This is a genomic window from Dactylosporangium salmoneum (assembly GCF_039532525.1).
Lineage (GTDB): Bacteria > Actinomycetota > Actinomycetes > Mycobacteriales > Micromonosporaceae > Dactylosporangium > Dactylosporangium salmoneum.
Window position 1 is genome coordinate 35146 of the sequence record NZ_BAAARV010000108.1, and the last position, 17015, is coordinate 52160.

At 73.0% G+C, this 17015-nt stretch carries 13 protein-coding genes and 1 pseudogene; 4 read left to right on the top strand and 10 right to left on the bottom strand.

Annotation, left to right across the window (positions count from 1 at the left end):
• Nucleotides 1-2465, top strand: a 2465-nt coding sequence (locus ABD352_RS49830) for a DUF4838 domain-containing protein (RefSeq protein ID WP_344619685.1), incomplete at its 5' end; no start/stop codon positions are given.
• 46 nt (nucleotides 2466-2511) lie between these two features.
• Here the strand turns inward: ABD352_RS49830 and ABD352_RS49835 are convergent.
• From ABD352_RS49835 to ABD352_RS49850, 4 genes are read right to left on the bottom strand one after another with little or no spacing between them, the layout of a single operon-like run.
• On the bottom strand, nucleotides 2512-3759 hold the full coding sequence (locus ABD352_RS49835; protein ID WP_344619686.1) for a M20 family metallopeptidase: 1248 nt from the start codon (nucleotides 3757-3759) through the stop codon (nucleotides 2512-2514).
• Nucleotides 3756-4895: an aminotransferase class V-fold PLP-dependent enzyme gene (locus tag ABD352_RS49840; RefSeq protein ID WP_344619687.1), complete on the bottom strand. Its 1140-nt coding sequence runs from the start codon at nucleotides 4893-4895 to the stop codon at nucleotides 3756-3758. The genes ABD352_RS49835 and ABD352_RS49840 overlap by 4 nt, the downstream gene beginning before the upstream one ends.
• Nucleotides 4892-5707 (bottom strand): amidohydrolase family protein, encoded by an 816-nt coding sequence (locus ABD352_RS49845; protein WP_344619688.1) that lies wholly within the window; start codon nucleotides 5705-5707, stop codon nucleotides 4892-4894. The genes ABD352_RS49840 and ABD352_RS49845 overlap by 4 nt, the downstream gene beginning before the upstream one ends.
• Nucleotides 5704-6675: a Gfo/Idh/MocA family protein gene (locus tag ABD352_RS49850; protein ID WP_344619689.1), complete on the bottom strand. Its 972-nt coding sequence runs from the start codon at nucleotides 6673-6675 to the stop codon at nucleotides 5704-5706. The genes ABD352_RS49845 and ABD352_RS49850 overlap by 4 nt, the downstream gene beginning before the upstream one ends.
• Nucleotides 6676-6838: 163 nt before the next feature.
• Between ABD352_RS49850 and ABD352_RS49855 the strand changes: the two genes are divergently transcribed.
• Entirely contained in the window at nucleotides 6839-7222 is a 384-nt protein-coding gene (locus ABD352_RS49855; protein ID WP_344619690.1) for a RidA family protein, read from the top strand.
• 13 nt (nucleotides 7223-7235) lie between these two features.
• Here the strand turns inward: ABD352_RS49855 and ABD352_RS49860 are convergent, their stop codons facing one another.
• From ABD352_RS49860 to ABD352_RS49875, 4 genes are all read right to left on the bottom strand, one after another.
• A complete protein-coding gene (locus ABD352_RS49860) occupies nucleotides 7236-9653 on the bottom strand; it encodes a beta-glucosidase family protein (protein WP_344619691.1) in 2418 nt (805 codons plus the stop codon).
• A gap of 100 nt (nucleotides 9654-9753) precedes the next feature.
• On the bottom strand, nucleotides 9754-10992 hold the full coding sequence (gene manD, locus ABD352_RS49865; protein WP_344619692.1) for a D-mannonate dehydratase ManD: 1239 nt from the start codon (nucleotides 10990-10992) through the stop codon (nucleotides 9754-9756).
• 8 nt (nucleotides 10993-11000) lie between these two features.
• On the bottom strand, nucleotides 11001-12359 hold the full coding sequence (locus ABD352_RS49870; protein ID WP_344619693.1) for a mannitol dehydrogenase family protein: 1359 nt from the start codon (nucleotides 12357-12359) through the stop codon (nucleotides 11001-11003).
• Between the two features lie 37 nt (nucleotides 12360-12396).
• Nucleotides 12397-13446, bottom strand: coding sequence for a LacI family DNA-binding transcriptional regulator (locus ABD352_RS49875; protein ID WP_344619694.1), 1050 nt, complete (start codon nucleotides 13444-13446; stop codon nucleotides 12397-12399).
• Nucleotides 13447-13614: 168 nt separating this feature from the next.
• Here ABD352_RS49875 and ABD352_RS49880 point away from each other — a divergent pair.
• Nucleotides 13615-14036 (top strand): annotated as a pseudogene (locus tag ABD352_RS49880) (IS110 family transposase); the annotation flags it as partial.
• 5 nt (nucleotides 14037-14041) lie between these two features.
• On the opposite strand, the gene ABD352_RS49885 reads toward ABD352_RS49880, so the two are convergent.
• The gene (locus ABD352_RS49885) at nucleotides 14042-14704 is read right to left on the bottom strand and encodes a hypothetical protein (protein ID WP_344619695.1); all 663 of its coding nucleotides are present in this window, start codon (nucleotides 14702-14704) and stop codon (nucleotides 14042-14044) included.
• A 275-nt stretch (nucleotides 14705-14979) separates the two neighbouring features.
• Between ABD352_RS49885 and ABD352_RS49890 the strand changes: the two genes are divergently transcribed.
• Nucleotides 14980-15612 (top strand): hypothetical protein, encoded by a 633-nt coding sequence (locus ABD352_RS49890; RefSeq protein ID WP_344619696.1) that lies wholly within the window; start codon nucleotides 14980-14982, stop codon nucleotides 15610-15612.
• Between the two features lie 6 nt (nucleotides 15613-15618).
• On the opposite strand, the gene ABD352_RS49895 is transcribed toward ABD352_RS49890, so the two are convergent.
• Nucleotides 15619-16578 carry a WD40 repeat domain-containing protein gene (locus ABD352_RS49895; RefSeq protein WP_344619697.1) on the bottom strand — a complete coding sequence of 320 codons (960 nt, stop codon included), beginning with the start codon at nucleotides 16576-16578 and terminating at the stop codon, nucleotides 15619-15621.
• Nucleotides 16579-17015: the final 437 nt, after the last annotated feature.

Here is a 17015-nt window from a genome sequence, read left to right on the forward strand (position 1 = left end):
CGGTGCCGGCGCCCGCCACCGCCGGCACCGGTGTCCCGATCGTGTCCGGCGGCCGGGCCCTGGCCGTGCTCGTGCTGCCGGCCACGCCGGACCCCCAGGAGAAGGAGGCGGCGGCCGACATCGCCACGGCGGTGCTGGCCGCCACCGGCGTCCAGCTGGCGACCACGAACGTCGCGGCGCTGTCCGGCTTCGACGGCCTCAGCCGCATCTACATCGGCGTGGCCGGACCGGACGCGGACCCCGCCCTGGCGCAGCGCCTCGCCGGGCTGTCCGGCGACGGCTTCGTGCTCGCCCCACACGGCGCGACCGTCACGATCCTCGGCCCCACCCCGTGGGGTACCCGTTTCGGCGCCTACGAGTTCCTGGAGCGCTTCGTCGGCGTGCGGTGGCTGCTGCCCGGTCCGGACGGCGTGGACGTCCCGGCCGCCACCGCGCTGTCGGTCGCGTCCGGGCCGGTGCGCCAGGACCCGTCGTTTCAATCCCGGATCCTGTACCCGTACCCGAACGGCGCCACCGCGAGCTTCACGACCACCGACCCCCAGGGCAACTGGGCCGAGCACAACCGGGTGCACTGGAGCCTGTCGTTCTCGCACAACCTGGCCACGATGTTCCCGCCGGCCAAGTACGGCGACCCGGCCAAGCCGACGTACCACCCCGAGTTCTACCCGATCATCAACGGCCAGACCAAGATCCCGGCGGCCGGCGCCGCCTCCTCCTGGCAACCCCGGTTCACCGCACCGGCACTGGTCACCGAGGGCGTGCAGACCATCCTCGACTACTTCGCGGCCAACCCGAACGTCACCAGCTACGCCCTCGGCGTCAACGACTCCGCCGGGTACAGCGAGGACGAGATCGACGTCACGAAGCTCAACTCGCTGTCGCTGTACGACCTGTCCGACGTCTACTACCGCTGGGTCAACGCCGTCGTCGAGGGCGTCCTCGCCGCGCGGCCGGACTACGCCGGCACCAAATGGTTCGGGGTCATCGCCTACGACCACGTCTACGACCCGCCGTCGTTCGACCTGCACCCGCGGGTGATCCCGTTCCTGACCCGGGAGCGCTTCGGCTGGATCGACGAGGGATTGCGTCGCTTCGACCAGCAGCACACCCAGCTCTGGCAGCGGCGGGCGGCCCAGCTGGGCTGGTACGACTACGTCTACGGCTTCCTGTACTGCGCGCCGCGCCTGTACTCGCGCACGATGAGCGAGGCGTACCGCTTCGCCGTGCGCCACGGCGTCGTCGCCCAGATGTCCGAACTGGACCCGAACTGGGGCGAGGGCGTCAAGCCGTGGCTGTACAGCAAGCTGCTGTGGAACGCCGACGCCGACGCCGAGCAGCTGGCCGACGAGTGGTACCGGCGGGTGGCCGGGCCCGGCGCGGCCGGGCTCGCGGAGTACCACCGGATCTGGGAGGACGTGTGGACCCGCAAGGTGCCGCGCACCCCCTGGTTCCGGGCGGGCCTGCAGAGCACCTACTTCCCGTTCAACGACCCCGGCTACCTCGAGGCGATCGACGCCCAGGACGTCGCCCGCGCGGGGGCCGCCCTGTCCGCGGCGATCACGCCGCACAGCACGCCCGCCCAGACCGCCCGGGTCCAGCTGCTGCAGAGCGAGTTCGAGTTCTACCGCACCTCCGTGCTGAGCTACCCGCGCGTCACGCCGGAGCCGACCGGTCTCGGCAACGCCAAACGGCTGCTCGCCACCACGCTGGACGGCCTCGACGCGACCGTCGCGCTGGCCCAGCAGCGCCTGGCGGTCTTCGCCGCGCTGCAGGCCAACCCGCTGGTCAAGCAGACCTCCGGGCTCAACCCGATCAACATCGGGGTGACCTGGAGCGGCTGGAACTACCACCCGCTGTGGGACCTGGCGGCGTACCTGCGCCGGGGCGGCCCGGGCGCGGCGCAGCTGCGCGCGATCGTCCTCGACCGCAGCCGCAACGACCCGTCCGCGGCGGTGCGCGAGTACGCCACGGACCTGCTGGCGGTCGCCGACGGCGCGCTGGTGGAGGTCGGGCGCAACGCCCGGTTCGAGGGCACCACCGACCCGTGGATCATCGAGCACAACTCGCCGCCGCGCTCGCCGATCGGGCTCACCACGGAGCGTTCGTGCTCCGGCGGGACCAGCCTGAAGATCAACGGCGGCTTCCAGGCCGGCGGCCTCTCGCAGGTCGTCCCGGTGCACGCCGGGCTGCTGCGCTCCAGCCTGCAGTACTACGTGCCGGTCGGCCCGGCGCACGGCCGGATGACCCTGATCTGGTACTTCTCCGACGCCGCCGGCAAGAGCACCGGCGTGCGCTCCGGCGGCCAGCGCGCGCTGTCGGAGGTGCAGGGCCGCTGGGTGGAGATGGCCAAGATGGAGCGCGTTCCCGACGGCTCCGTGAAGGCCCAGTGCTACTTGTCCCTTGTGGACATCGGCGGGCAGACGACGTTCTACGTCGACAACGCGACCTTCCAGCAGCTGCCCTGACCCTCGATGGACCCGGATCGCCCGGTGGACGCCGCGAGCGCGGCGCCTACCGGGCGATCCCGCAGTAGCCGAGGATCGTGTGCGCGTAAATGCCGACGGCCTCGCGCAGCGCGCGGACCGAGACGAACTCGTTCGGGCCGTGACAGTAGGTCAGGATGCCGGGGCCGAAGGACGGGATCGTCGGGATGCCGAGGTTGGCGTACCACGGCGCGTCGGTCGTGCCCGGGAACATCGACAGCGGCGGGGCCTGGCCCAGCACGGTCGCACCGGCCCGTTGCGCGGCCGCCACGAGCGGGTGCCCCGCCGGGATCTCGGCGGCGTCGATCCAGCGCAGCCCATCGGCGTAGACGAGCTCGGCATCGAGCTCCTGCTCCGCCGCCCGCTCGGCCAGCCACCCGCGCAGCCGCGCGTCGACCTCCGCGAACGACAGGCCCGGGACGGTGCGCAGGTCGCAGCCGAACCGCGCCTCACCGGGAGTCACGCCGTAGAACACACCGCCCGACATCGTGACCGCCACGTTGAGCGTCGGCGCGAGGCCGCGCCCGGGGTCGGGCGGGAACAGCTCGCCCGCGCGCGCGTGCAGGTCGCGGGCCAGCCCGGCGGCCTGCAGGATCGCGTTGCGGGCCGGCATCCGGTCGGACAGGCTGCTGTGCCGCTGGGTGCCGCGCACGACCACGTCGAAGCAGCACAGGCCGCGGGAGATGGTGTGCAGGCCCTGCCAGTCCCGCTCCCATCCGGACGGTTCGCCGATGAGGCAGGCGTCGGCGGCTGCGCGCAGCCGCCCGGCCAGCCACGCGGAGCCGTACTGAGCGCCAGCCTCCTCGTCGGCGACCAGGCCGAGCACGACCTCGCCGGCCAGCGGCAGGCCCGCCCGGCGCAGGGCCGACACGGCGACGATCATGGCGGCGACGGCGCCCTTCATGTCGCTCGCGCCCAGCCCGTAGAGCCGGCCGTCGACCACCTCCGCGCGCCACGGGTCGGTGCGCCACTCTCCGGCCGCGGCACCGACCGGCTTGGTGTCGAGGTGGCCGTTGAGCAGCAGCCGGGGGCCCGGACTCGCGCCGGGGATCCGCACGACGAGGTTGGGCCGGTCGGGTTCGCGGGCCAGGATCTCGCCCGCCGGCAGCCCCCGCGCGACCAGCTCGGCGCGGACCAGGGCGACCACGGCACGCTCGTCCGCGTGGGGCGGGATCGAGCTGTCCACCGCGACCAGGCGCCGGGTCAGCTCCAGGACCTCCTCCCCGGTGTCGGCCAGCGCCCGCTCCAGCATCGCCGCTTCCGGTGCCGCGCTCATCGGACCGCCTCCAGTTCGTCCAGCGTGGACAGTGCGGCGGCCACGTCGCCGGAGGAGTTCATCACGTGGAACGACGCGCGCACCCGCCCGTCGCCGCCCCAGACCAGGCAGCCGCGCTCGGCCAGGCGGGCCGCGGTGCGCTCCCCGTCCGGGTCCAGCCAGGCGATGCTGCCGCCGCGCCACGCGGGGTCCTCCGGGGTGATGACCGCCCGGCCGCGCTCGACGAGGCCGGCGCGGAACCGGCCGGACAGGTCGAGGGCGTGCTCGGCCAGGGCGGCCGGGCCCCACTGGGCGAGATAGCGCGCGGACGCGGCCAGCGCCGCCGCACCGGCGAAGCACGAGGCGCCCTGGCGGAACCGGCCGGCGTCGTCGTCCAGGGTGTACCGCTCGAACCGGTCGGTGGTGAAGAAATCCGGCGTGGAGCGCCAGCCGGTCCCGCCCGGCCGGAACCCGGGCAGCCGCTCCCGGTTCCACAGCAGGATCCCGACACCGTACGGGCCGAGCAGCCACTTGTACGAGGCGCTGATCCCGATCGACACCCGGCGCAGGTCGACGGGGAGCACGCCGAGGCTGTGCGAGTAGTCGACGAACAGCGGGATGCCGCGGTGCTCGGCGATGTCGGCCAGCGCGTCCAGCGGCGGCCGGTAGGCATTGACGTACGACACGTCGCTGGTCGCGATGGCACGGGTGCGGTCGTCGCACAGCGCCGCGACGGCGTCGGGCGGGATCTGCCAGCCGTCGTCGCGGCGGGCGATGCGCACCTCCAGCCCCGCCGGGGCCAGGCGCAGGAAGGGGAAGACCACGCTCGGGTGCTCGAACTCGTTGAGCACCACGTTGTCGCCGGGGCGCCAGTCCAGACCGCCGGCGACCAGGTTCCAGGCGGTCGACGCATCGCCGACGAGCGCGACGTCGGCCGCATCCACGCCGGCCACCGCGGCCAGCTGCGCCCGGGCCTGCTCCTCGTACCGGTACAACGCCAGCCGGCCCTCCGGCCCGGCGCTCTGCGCCCGGAAGGCCCGCTCGAACGCCTCGACCGCGACGCGGAGCGCGGGGCCCTGAGCGGCGGTGTAGAGGTACGCGCCGGCATGCCGGTCCGCCCAGTCGTCCGGATCGCTCAGCGTGGGACGGTCGTTCATGTGGTCCTCCCCGGTCCGGTGACGCGGTCGAGCGCCGCGCCGAGGTTGTCGTGGGTCACCAGGCGGCGCTCCGCCGGGCTGAGCGGCAGGGCGGCGAACGCGGTGACCGTGTCGGCGAACGGGCCGGCGTCGAGGCAGGGCGCGTAGTCCGAGCCCCAGTAGAGCCGGTGCGGGCCGAAGGTCTCCAGCAGGAGCCGCGCGTACCGCAAGGCGCCGGCGCCGGCCGCGTAGGCGCCGGAGAGCTTCACCCCGACATGCGGCAGCCGCGCCGCCGCGAGGAGGCCGGCGAGCCGCTCCCGCGGCGCGGGCGCGTCTGCCGGGCCGGGCTGCCCGAGGTGGCTCACCATCACGCACGCCCCGGCAAGCCGGGCGAGCGCCCCGGACAGCAGTGGGATGCGCGGGGCCGGGCAGTTGAGGCTGACGACGGCCGCGGAGCGGGTCAGCGGGCCGGCGAGGGAAGCGAGGGCGGCGTCCGCGGCCCGGGCCGCGCCGTCGTCGGGGCAGTAGACCGACAGGCCGGCGAAGCCTCGCCCCAGCCATGCGGCGACCGTGTCCGGGGTGACCGCCCGCCCAGCCTGCGGTCGCAGGTCGAGGTAGGCCAGCGGCGCCAGCCACGGCCGGCCCTCCGCCAGCCGGGCGACGTGCTCGTTGTTCCCGGCGTATCGCGCCTCGCCCTCGTAGCCGACGGCGAGGACGCGGTCGATGCCGTGCTCGGCGCGCAGCTCCTCGTACTCCCGCACGTCCCCGTCCGGCGCGGCGGCGGTGCCGCGCCAGCCCGAGGCAAAGAAGTGCACGTGGGCGTCGTTGATCACGCTGAGCTCCATCCGACCGGCGCCCCGGCGGCCCGCGCCGAGCGGCACACGGCCTCGACCAGGCCCAGGCCGGCCCAGGCCTCGTCGAGCGGGACGGTGAACGGCTCGCCGGCGTGCACCGCGGCCAGGAAGTGCCCGATGGTCCCGTCGAGGCCGGGCGCCTCGGGCCGGGAGCCGGCGGCGACCGGGCGGCCGTCGTGGAGGACCTCGTAGCGGCCCCCGGCGGCGGTCACGGTGAGGGAGCCGGCCGAGCCGTGCAGCGTGAGCCGGTCCCAGCCGCCGGAGTCGGGGGCGAGCAGCCAACCGGCGGTGATGGACCACAGGACGCCGGGTGCGGGGCTCAGGACGGCGTGGACGTACCCGCCGAGGTCCTGGCCGGTGTCCAGGCCACGCGCGCTGACCGGGACCGGGTCCGGCGGCCAGCCGGCGATCCAGCCGGCGAGGTCGATGTCGTGCACGGCGGTGAGGCCGGCCGGGTCGGCCGCCGGATAGCGCGTGCGGTGCCCGGACTCGCGGTGCCGGTGCGCCTCCAGCGCCCGCAGCTCACCGATCGCGCCGGACCGGAAGCGGTCGCGCAGCTCGAGGTACGCCGGGTCGAAACGCAGCACATGCGCCGGCATGACCCGGTCCGCGGCGGGGTGCTCGCGCAGGAGTCGCAGCCGCCGCCGGTCGTCGGCGACCGGCTTCTCCAGCAGCACCGCGCACCCGGCGTCCAGGGCGGCCAGTGCCAGCGGGACGTGCGTGGCGCTCGGCGTCACGACCGAAACCGCGTGCGGCCTGACGGCGTCGAGCAGCTCGGCGCCGTCGGTGAACCAGCGCGGCACGCCGTGCCGGGCGGCGACGCGCTCGGCCCGCGCCCGGTCGGTGTCGGCGATCGCCGCCACCTCGGCGCCCGCGCGCCGGTAGGCCTCGAGGTGCCGGACGCCGAAGTCGCCGGCGCCGATCACCGCCACGCGCAACGCGCTCATGCCGCCGACTCCACCCGGTCCGGCTCGGTTCCCTGCGTTGCGCTCATGCGCGGCCCTTCCTCGTCGGCGAGCTGCTTGCGTCAGGTGCGATTGATGTTACGGTGCTGATCGAATCAGCGCGACCGGGCATCCGGTCAATGCGTCCGTCCGCGTGGAGGAAGACATGGCCAAGCTCCCCGTCAGCTCCAGCTCGGCGCCTCGCCCCGCCGGGCCGTACTCGCACGGCATCGCCGCCGGCAACCTCTTCTTCACCTCGGGCTTCGGCCCGCACGATCCGGCGACCGGGGCGGTCGTGGGCACAACCGTCGGCGGGCAGACCCGCCAGACCCTGGCCAACGTGGCCGCCGTGCTCGCCGAGCGCGGGCTCGACCTGAGCGACGTGGTGAAGGCGACCGTCCACCTGCAACACCTGGAGCGCGACTTCGCGGAGTTCAACGAGGCGTACCGCGGCCTCGTGCCCGAGCCGTTCCCGGTGCGCACGACCGTGGGATCGGATCTGCTCGGCATCCTGGTGGAGATCGACGTCGTGGCGCTGGACCGGTCCTGAGCGCGCACCACCGCTACCCGCGGCCGGGCACGGACAGCTCGGCCAGCGGGTCCCCGCTGCAGAAGCCGAGTTCGAGCACGAACTCCCCCGGTTCCCGCCGCCAGGTCCCGGCCGCCACGTCCCAGTGCTGGAAGGCGCGCTCGGCGACGTCGATGCGCGTGTCCACCTCCGCGCCCGGACCGGCCTCGACCGCGGCGAACCCGGCCAGCCATCGCACCGGCCGGTCCAGGCCGGACTCGGGCCGGCGCAGGTACGCCTGCACGACCTGACGACCGGCGCGGGCGCCGGTGTTGCGCAGCCGCAGGCGGACCGTGCAGCCGTGCGGGCCGGGCTCGGCCACGGCGGCGACGAGCGACCAGGTGGTGTAGCCCAGGCCGAAGCCGAACGGATAGCCCGGGGCCGGGCCGGCGCGATGGCCGACGCGCAGGCCCTCGCGGTAGTCCAGGACGCCGTCGACCGGCTCGACAGCCGTCCGGTCCGGCGCGGCCGCCGGCCAGTGGGTGGGCAGCCGTCCGCCCGGCTCGGCCAGCCCGAGCAGCACGTCGGCAAGGGCCCCGCCGAACTCCTGCCCGGGGAACCAGCACAGCAGGATCGCGGCGACGTCCGCGGCCCACGGCAGCAGCACCGGCGCGCCCGCGTTGACCACGACGACGGTGCGCGGGTTGACCGCGGCCACCGCGCGCACCAGCGCGTCCTGGTCGCCCGGCAGCGCGAGCGTGGCACGGTCGGAGCCCTCCGACTCGATCCGCTCGGTCGTGCCGACGACCACGACCGCGACCGATGCTCTCGCGGCGAGCGCGACCGCGTGCGCGAGCTCGTCCGCGGCGCTCCGCCGGGGCCGCCGCACCGCCAGCCAGACCAGCTCCGCGTCCAGCGGGTCCTGCGGGTGCCGGACGTCGTAGCGCACGACGACGTCGACGCACTCGCCGGCGACCGAAGGCCGGCAGTGGCCGCGGGCCGGCGGAGCGGCCAGGCCCGCCGCGGGGTCGGCGCCGTCCGCCGCGAACGTCGCGTCGACGACCGGCACTCCGTCCAGTGCCAGCACGTAGTGCCCGAAGCCGCCGACCGCGATCTCCCAGTCGCCGGTGGTGTCGACGTCGAGCAGCGCCCGCACCTCGATCGCGGCCACGCCGGCCAGGCGCTCGTCGCCGAGCCAGAGCAGCTTGCCGGCGAGGCGGTGCTCGCAGCGCAGCTCCTGCCCGGCGGCGTCGAGGTACCGCACCCGCACCCCACCCTCGCCGGTCACCGGGTCACGGGCGTCGGCCGGCGTGAGCGGCACCGGCCCGTCCTCGAGAAAGCAGCCGGCGGCGGTGACGACCTCGGCACCGGACCCCAGCGCCGCGCGCAGCCCGGACTCGGGGCTCACCGTGCGCTCCGGGTAGCTGCCCGCGCTGCCCCCGCCCTGCCAGCGCGGGTGTGCCACGTTCGCCCCCAGCAGCGCGACGGACGCCGGCGCCCGGTGCTCCAGCGGCAGGACCGGGCCGCCCCCGCGCTCCTCGTTGCGCAGCAGGACCATGCCGCGCGCGAGCGCCGCACGCATCAGCGCACGGGCCGCCTCGCGGTCCGGGCCGCCCTCGGCCGACGGCGGGCGTCCGGCGCGCCCGGCCAGGCGTACCAGCCGCTCGAGCTTTTCGGCGATCCGGGCGGCCGGGACTGCGCCGGATCGGACCGCCTCGACCAGCGGCGCGCCCCACACGGCGCTCGGGCCGGGCATCGCCAGGTCCTGACCCACGGCGGCGGCCCGCACCGAGCGCACGGCGGTCCAGTCCGACACGACCAGCCCGTCGAAGCCCCACTCGGTGCGCAGCGGCGCGTCGAGCAGCGGGTGCTCGGTCATGGTGACGCCGTTGACCGCGTTGTACGCGGACATGACCGCCCACACCCCGGCGCGCACGACGGCCTCGAAGGGCGCGAGGTACAGCTCGCGCAGCGTCCGCTCGTCGACCCGCACATCCACCGTGAAGCGGTCGGTCTCGCTGTCGTTGGCCACGTAGTGCTTGACGCACGCGGCGACGCCCTGGCTCTGCACCCCGCGCACGTATGCGGCCGCGACCACGCCGGTCAGCAGCGGATCCTCGCTGAAGCACTCGAAGTGCCGGCCGCCGTACGGGGACCGGTGCAGGTTGACGGTCGGGGCCAGCAGCACGTGCACGCCCATCCGCCGGCACTCCCGGCCCAGGGCGCGACCGACCCGCTCGACGAGCGCGGGGTCCCAGGTGGCGGCGAGGGCGCTCGGCGACGGCGCCAGCACGGTGGTGCTGCGCTCGTCCCAGTACGGCCCGCGCGGGCCGACCGGACCGTCGGAGAGCACGAGCTCGCCGAGCCCGATCGCCGGTTCCGCGGCGGTACGGAAGAAGCTCCCCCCGCTGAGCAACCTCACCTGGGCGGGCAGCGGCAGGGCCGCGGGAACGACGTCGGCTCGCTCGATCACAGTGCGGACTGTGCCACAGTCGCGGTCCTACGTGCAACCGGTTGCACGCGGGTGCCGTATGCTGGTGCGCCATGGGAGCGTTCGAGGGACGGTGCACCGCTCACCAGTCGTGGACGGTGCCGTCGGCGAGGCGGTTGTACGGCAGGTACGCCCGCGCGTACGGGTATTTGCCCGCCTCGTCGGTGTCCAGTTCGACGCCGAGCCCCGGCCGGTCACCCGGGTGCAGGAACCCGTCGCGCCACGTGAAGGACTGCTGGAACACCTCGTCCGTCTTCGCGCCGTGCCGCATGTACTCCTGGATGCCGAAGTTGTGGATGGCCAGGCCCAGGTGCATGGCCGCGGCCATGCCGACGGGCGAGATGTCCGTGGGTCCGTGCATGCCGGACCTGATCTGGTACTGGGAGGCGTAGTCGAGCACCTTCTTCAGATGCGTGATGCCGCCGGTGTGGGTCACCGCGCTGCGCACGTAGTCGATCAGCTGCTCCCGGATGATCTGCTGGTAGTCCCAGACCGTGTTAAAGATTTCGCCGATCGCCAGCGGAGTGGTCGTGTGCTGGCGTACCAGCCGCAGCGCCTCCTGGTTCTCCGCCGGGGTGACGTCCTCCAGCCAGAACAGGTCGTAGGGCTCGAGCGACTTGCCGAGTCTGGCCGCCTGGATCGGCGTGAGCCGGTGGTGCGCGTCGTGCAGCAGCGGCAGCTCCGGCCCGAACTCGTTGCGGACCGCCTCGAAGACCGCCGGGACATGGCGCAGGTAGCTGCGCGTGTCCCAGTCCTCCTCCTTCGGCCGGGCGCCCCGCTGGGCCGGTTCGTAGTCGTAGCGGACGCCGCCGTTGGCCTCGAGGGTGGCGTTCGAGGCGATGCCGTAGATCGACTTCAGGCCGGGTACACCGGTCTGCACGCGGATCGCGCGGTACCCCTGCTCGAGGTGTGACCGGATGCTGGCGAAGAGCTCCTCGAGCGTCTTGCCCGACGCGTGACCGTACGCCATCAGGCCGGTGCGTGAGGCACCGCCGAGCAGCTGGTACACCGGCATCCCGGCCGCCTTGCCTTTGATGTCCCACAACGCCGTGTCCACCGCCGCGATCGCGGCCATCGTCACCGGTCCGCGCCGCCAGTACGCGCTGCGGTACAGGAACTGCCACGTGTCCTCGATGCGTGCCGCGTCGCGCCCCAGCAGCAGCGGCACCACGTGATCACGCAGGTAACTGACGACGGCCAGTTCGCGGCCGTTCAGCGTGGCGTCGCCGAGACCGGTGAGCCCGTCGTCGGTCGTGAGCTTCAGCGTGACGAAGTTGCGCTCGGGGCTGGTGACGATGACTTCGGCCTTGTCGATGTTCACAACGCTCCTCATCTCGGGTTCTGTTGTTCGATGGCCTCGACCTGCCGTGCGACCTGTGCCACCACGTCCGGGTCCTGGCCGAGGCCGGGGTCGAGCAGCCGCAGCAACCGCGGCACGGCGGCCGCGACGGGACCGCCGGCATCGGTCGCCTGGGCGTACGGGTCATCGACCGGAGCACCGCGGCCGCGCAGATGGCAGACCCACGCGGCCAGCACCTGCACGGCAGCCCGCGGGCGGCGGGCGGCCACGGGTCCGGCACGAAGCACCGGCAGGATGCGTACCGTCAGCTTCTGCGAACCGTCCGCCGCGATCTGATCGAGGCGATGCCGCAGCCGCGGGTTGGCGAAGCGGTCCACCAAGGCGGCCCGGTAGTGGGCCACCTCATCGTGTGGCGCGGCCAGCTGTTCGGCGGCCTCGGCCCACCATTGCTCGAGCCACGCCCGGCACACCGGGTCCTGCACCGCCTGGTCGACCGTATGGTGGCCACGGATGCCGCCGAGGTAGGCCAGCAGCGAGTGGCCGCCGTTGAGCAGCCACAGCTTGCGTCGCGCGAACGGCGCGACGTCATCGGTGAACGCCGCGCCCGCGTCCTCCCAGCGCGGCCGGCCGGCCGGGAACTTGCCCGCCAGCACCCATTGGCTGAACGGTTCGGTGACGACCGGCGCGGCATCGCGCAGGCCGGTGGCGGCCAGCGCCGTGCGGGCGTCGGCGTCGCCGGCGCGGGGCGTGATCCGGTCCACCGCCGTGTTGACGAACGCCGCCGCGCGATCCACCGCTCGTGCCGCCTCGGGTCCGACCTGACCGGCCATGTCGCGCAGCACCTGCGAGATCCTGTCGCCGTTGGCGGGAAGGTTGTCGCACGGCACGATCGCGACGGGATCGAGGCCGGCTCGGTCCCGGGCCATCAGGCCGCCGAGCAGGCGACCCGGCGCCGAGCTCACCGGCGCCGCAGGATCCTGACGCAGCGCCGCGATGTCGGGGCTGCCCGGGTCGTACTGGTAACCGGCCTCGGTGACCGTCATGGTGACGACGGCGAGCCGCGGGGAGCGGAAATGGCGCAGCCATGCGCCATGGTCACCGGCCTCATGCACCGCCACGACGCTGCCGATGACCTCGATCTCGTCACCGCGCGGACCGCGGTTGACCAAGGTGTAGAGGCCGTCCTGCGGCCGTAGCGCGTCGGCGAGGTGCCGGCGCCGGCCGGTGAACGCGGCAATGCCCCAGTCGGCGGCGTCCGGCGCGTGCTGGGTGTACCACGCCTGATGGGCACGGAAGAAGTTGCCCAGGCCCAGATGCAGCATCCGTACCGGCGCCGCTGGAACGGCCGCCGTCGCCCGGCTGAGCCTGGCCTGTCTGGGCTTGATCACAGCGCCCATGCTGGGCAAACGGCCCCGGCCGCGGCAATTAGTTGCCGCCTGTTGCCACCGTCCCCGCCGGACCGGTCGAGCCGCGCACGATCAGCTGGGTCTCGAACCGCAACGATGCCGGCGTCGCACGGCCGCCGGCCACCGCGGCGTGCAGGAGGTCGACCGCGGACCTGCCGATCACGCCGGTCGGCCCGCCGATCGTGGTCAACGCGGGCGCGACCATGTCGGCGCCGGCGATGTCGTCGCAGCCGATCAGGCTCAGCTGCTCGGGCACCCGGATCCCGTGCCGCTGGAGTTGCCGCAAGGCCCCGAGCGCGATCAGGTCGTTGTAGGCGACCGCCGCGCCGACCCCGGCACGCGTGAGCGCACCAGCGGCCTCGCGGCCGCCCTGCTGATCAGGGGTGAAGGGACCGAGCAGGCGGACCGGAAGCCCCAGTGCGGCCGCCTCGTCGCGCACGGCCCGCCATCGCTGGACATTCGCCCACGAGTTGCGCGGACCGTACAGGTACGCCAGTTGCCGATGCCCGAGGCCGGCCAGATGACGCACCGCGGCACGCATCCCGTTCGCCGTGTCGGCGACGACGCTGGGGAGACCCTCGATCCGGCGGTTGACGACCACCAGCGGCCGATGCCGGGCCAACGCGCGGATCGTCTCGTCGCTCAGCCTCGACGTGGCAAGAATCCCGCCTCTGGACATGGCCAGCACGTGCCGGAGGTTCTCGGCCTCCACCCGCGGCGACTCGTCGCTGTCGGTGAGCACCAGGGTGTAGTTGTGCGCACGCGCCTGGGCTTCCGCGGATTTGATCAACGACGCGTAGTAGGGGTTCGCGATGTCGGAGACAACGAGCGTCAACGTGCGCGACCTGCCGGGGGCCTCGACCCGCGCGAGCGGGCGGGGCGTGTAGCCGACCTCGACGGCGGCGGCCTCGACCCGCTCGCGCATCACGGCGCTGACCCGGTTGGGGTTGCCGAAGACGCGCGAAACCGTCGACGTGGATACCCCGCAGGCCAGCGCGACGTCGTAGATCGTCGGCCGCCCCGTGCGCGCGAACGCATCCGACGCGGCGGCTGGCATGTCCGTCGTCAAGGCGGCACCGGTCCTCACTGTTCACGGGGCGCCGCGGGTCTCGGCACCGGCCGGGAACGGCTGCCAGACCAGCGCCGGGCAGCGCCCGCACCCCACCGCGTCAAGGATCTCCACGTCCTTCGCGTCGGCGCAAGGTCGGCGCCCCGAATGATCGGCATCCGCGGCGCGGGGCAGCCGCCCGCGGCCGCACCGCGCGCTCACGGCCGGTCCAGGACGGCCAGAGCGGTCGCGCCGACCCGCAGCGCGAATGTCATCGCCGACGCCGCCCGCACGTTGCCGCACACGCTGCGCCGCGTCGATGTCGCCGATGAGACCCTGGCCGAGCTGGAGGTCCTGGTCGGCTTCGATGACGACCTCGCCGGTGAAGCCGCCCGCCTGGCCAACCGCATCCGCGGGCTGCTCACCCAGATCCACCCCGCCCTGGAACGGGTCCTCGGGCCCAAGGTCCAGCACAAGGCGGTCCTCGAACTGCACTCACGCTGCGGCGGCTCGCCGAGATCACGGCCAAACACGCCCCGCGGATGGGTGAGCGCCTGACCGAGCAGGTCATGACGGCGCTGGACGAGCAGACTGTGACCGTTCCCGGCACCGCACGCTAGGTCCCGCCGCCGGCGGGCCGCGCGGCGAGCATGCGGCAGCTGACGGCCAGGGCCCAGAACGGGAATGCCAGCTCGGACCAGGGAACTCGGGTGACGACGACGAGCAGAATCGCGCCGACGAGGTAGCCCAACCCCCACAGCCAGCGCGGGAACAGGTGCAGGCGGTGCCCGATCGTGGTCGTCGACAGGGTGAAGACGGCGGCCATGCGCATGCAGTAGCTCGACAGCAGCGTGAAGGTGAAGTGGTGGCTGTAGCGCCACAGCTGCGGCGGCGGTCCGCCGGGCGACATGTCGGCGATGGAGAGCATGCTGTCGGCGACCGTGGCCAGCTCGAACAGCGTTGCGACGAACAGCAGTCCCCCGCCGAGGAACACGGTGGCGAAGAACTTGTCCTCCTGCGCGCCGATGTAAGTCCGCAGCGCGGCCATGAACCACAGGAAGGCGATGCCGGCGAATGGCAGCAGCGCCAGGGCCACCCGCAGGGCGGCGCGGCCGAACGCGTTGGCGTGCCACGTGGTCGCGGCGGGCGGCAGCTCCGGGAACACGATGCGGATGGCGACGATGGTGGCGGCGAGCAGGACGGCGAAGACGACGCCTGCGACACCCGCCGCCCGGGGCGACCGGTGCGGCTGGTCGGACTGTCCCGTCGCCGCTGGCAAGGTGCTCCGTCAGGCCGGGCCCGGGCAGGGGAACCCGATATTGCCGGTGGCCGCACTTGCGCCATGGTGATCCTGATCGCGTATGCCGCGGAAGGTCAGTTCACCCCGCCCCGGGCAGGCCGCGCTGTGCTCGGATAGGCCCACCTGGTCAGTGTGGCGAGTGATCACCGCACGTCCCTCGCCGACTCGGGGTGATGTGTCCTCGAGCGCTGCTCGCGCTGCGGGGAGGCCACGAGCGCGTATGTGAAGGTTCAGTGCACGCCCTCGCTCCCGGCATGATTGAACCGCAGGATGTCACCATGTCGGACACCGCACCAAGCGACGACGATGCGTTGGATGGATCCGGCTGGCGGTTGATCTGGGCATTCCACCTGGTCGTCGTTGCAGCGGCGGGTGGCCTGCTCTGGTCCTTGAGCTACCCGGGCAGCAACTTCCTGCTGATGGCGCTCAGCGGCCTCGCGGCCTTCGTCGTCGCCTGCGTCTGGCTCTTCTGGACCGCCATCTACCTCGCCCGTCATGCCGGCAAGTGGAGGAAATGGTTCCTGATCGGACCAGTCATCGGTGTACTCACCTTGGCGCTGCTCTGCACCGGCGCACCGTCGAAGATGCGGTGGGCGGCGAGCCGCAACGCGTTCGCCGCCATCGTCGCCGGGCACCCGATTCCGCCACCGGGCAGTGAGTGGCAACAGTTCACCGTGCCGCGCCGGCTGGGCAGCTACAGCATCATTGGCGCCGATTGGGTGCCCGGTGGCGCGGTCTTCTACGAAGCTCACGGCAGCTTCTTCGACGACGCCGGATTCGCCTATCTGCCCGGCGGGCCAACTACGGAACTCGACACCGGCTGGTTCGAGGGGCCACGGTTCCGGCCCCTCGGCGGCGGCTGGTACAGCTGGACCGCCAGCTGGTAGCGGTGGTCAGGTGGCAGTGAGCCGCCAGATGATGACGTCGCCGATGCCGGTGGCCATGGTCTTGCCGTCCGGGCTGAACGCCACCGAGTTCGCCCAGGCGTTGTGGTCGGTGAGGGTGGCGATGCGGGTCGGGGTAGCCGGGTTGGCCACGTTCCACACCATCACCGTGTGGTCGCCGCCGCCGGTGGCCATGGTCTTACCGTCCGGGCTGAACGCCACCGTCTCCACCTTGCCCTTGTGGTCGGTGAGGGTGGTGATGCAGGTGGGGTGGGCCGGGTTGGCCACGTTCCACACCATCACCGTGTTGTCCCAGCTGGCGCTGGCCATGGTCTTGCCATCCGGGCTGAACGCCACCGAATGCACCCACTGCTTGTGGTCGGTGAGGGTGGCGATGCGGGTCGGTTTGGCCGGGTTGGCCACGTTCCACATCATCACCGTGGCGTCGTCACCGCCGGTGGCCATGGTCTTGCCGTCCGGGCTGAACGCCACCGAATACACCGGGTAGTACTCGTGGGGGGTGAGGGTGGCGAGGCGGGCGGGTGCGGCCGGGTTGGCCACGTTCCACGTCATCACCGTGTCATCGTCGCTGCCGGTGGCCATGGTCTTGCCGTCCGGGCTGAACGCCACTGAAGACACGCCATGACTGTGGTCGGTGAGGGTGGCGATGCGGGTCGGGGTGGCCGGGTTGGCCACGTCCCACATCATCACCGTGGCGTCGGCGCTGCCGGTGGCCATGGTCCTACCGTCCGGGCTGAACGCCACCGAACGCACATAGTCCTTGTGGTCGGTGAGGGTGGCGATGCGGGTCGGGGTGGCCGGGTTGGCCACGTCCCACATCATCACCGTGGTGTCGGCGCTGGCGCTGGCCATGGTCTTGCCGTCCGGGCTGAAGGCCACCGACAACACCGCCCCCGTCTTGTGATCGGTGAGGGCGGCGAGCCGGGCCGGGTTGGTTGCGGGCGTCACCGTGGGGGACGCCGCTGGGTTGGTGTGGCCGTTACAGGGCAATATGGTGAGCGCCGAGTCAGCGGCCGGAGGCTCGGACCGCAGGGCCATCACCGCAACGACGATGATGATCACGGCCGCGGCGGAAGCGGCGATGGCGAGCCGGCGACGCCGCCTGCGTGCCGGATCCGCCGAAGCGCTGACGACCGTCGGCCACCGCTCAGAACGGTACGAGGACTGCGGTGCAGACGGGTCCAACATCCTGGGCTCCTCGGTCGGGGGATTGCGCCCAAGGTAGAAATCCACCGGCACCGGGACATCAGTGTTAGCACGTAATCGGTGGATGTAGCGGAGTCATCCGCGAGATTGATGACAGCGTGCCGACAGGCCCCTAAGGCGTGTTTCAAAAGGCGGTCGCCCGGTTGAGGCCGCGGCGTGGCGGTGATCGATAACTGAAG

Excerpts from the sequence above, each read along its gene's own strand:
- ABD352_RS49835 (WP_344619686.1), bottom strand. The coding sequence starts at position 3,759 with ATGAGCGCGGCACCGGAAGCGGCGATGCTGGAGCGGGCGCTGGCCGAC.
- ABD352_RS49840 (WP_344619687.1), bottom strand. The coding sequence starts at position 4,895 with ATGAACGACCGTCCCACGCTGAGCGATCCGGACGACTGGGCGGACCGG.
- ABD352_RS49850 (WP_344619689.1), bottom strand. The coding sequence starts at position 6,675 with ATGAGCGCGTTGCGCGTGGCGGTGATCGGCGCCGGCGACTTCGGCGTC.
- ABD352_RS49855 (WP_344619690.1), top strand. The coding sequence starts at position 6,839 with ATGGCCAAGCTCCCCGTCAGCTCCAGCTCGGCGCCTCGCCCCGCCGGG.
- ABD352_RS49890 (WP_344619696.1), top strand. The coding sequence starts at position 14,980 with ATGATTGAACCGCAGGATGTCACCATGTCGGACACCGCACCAAGCGAC.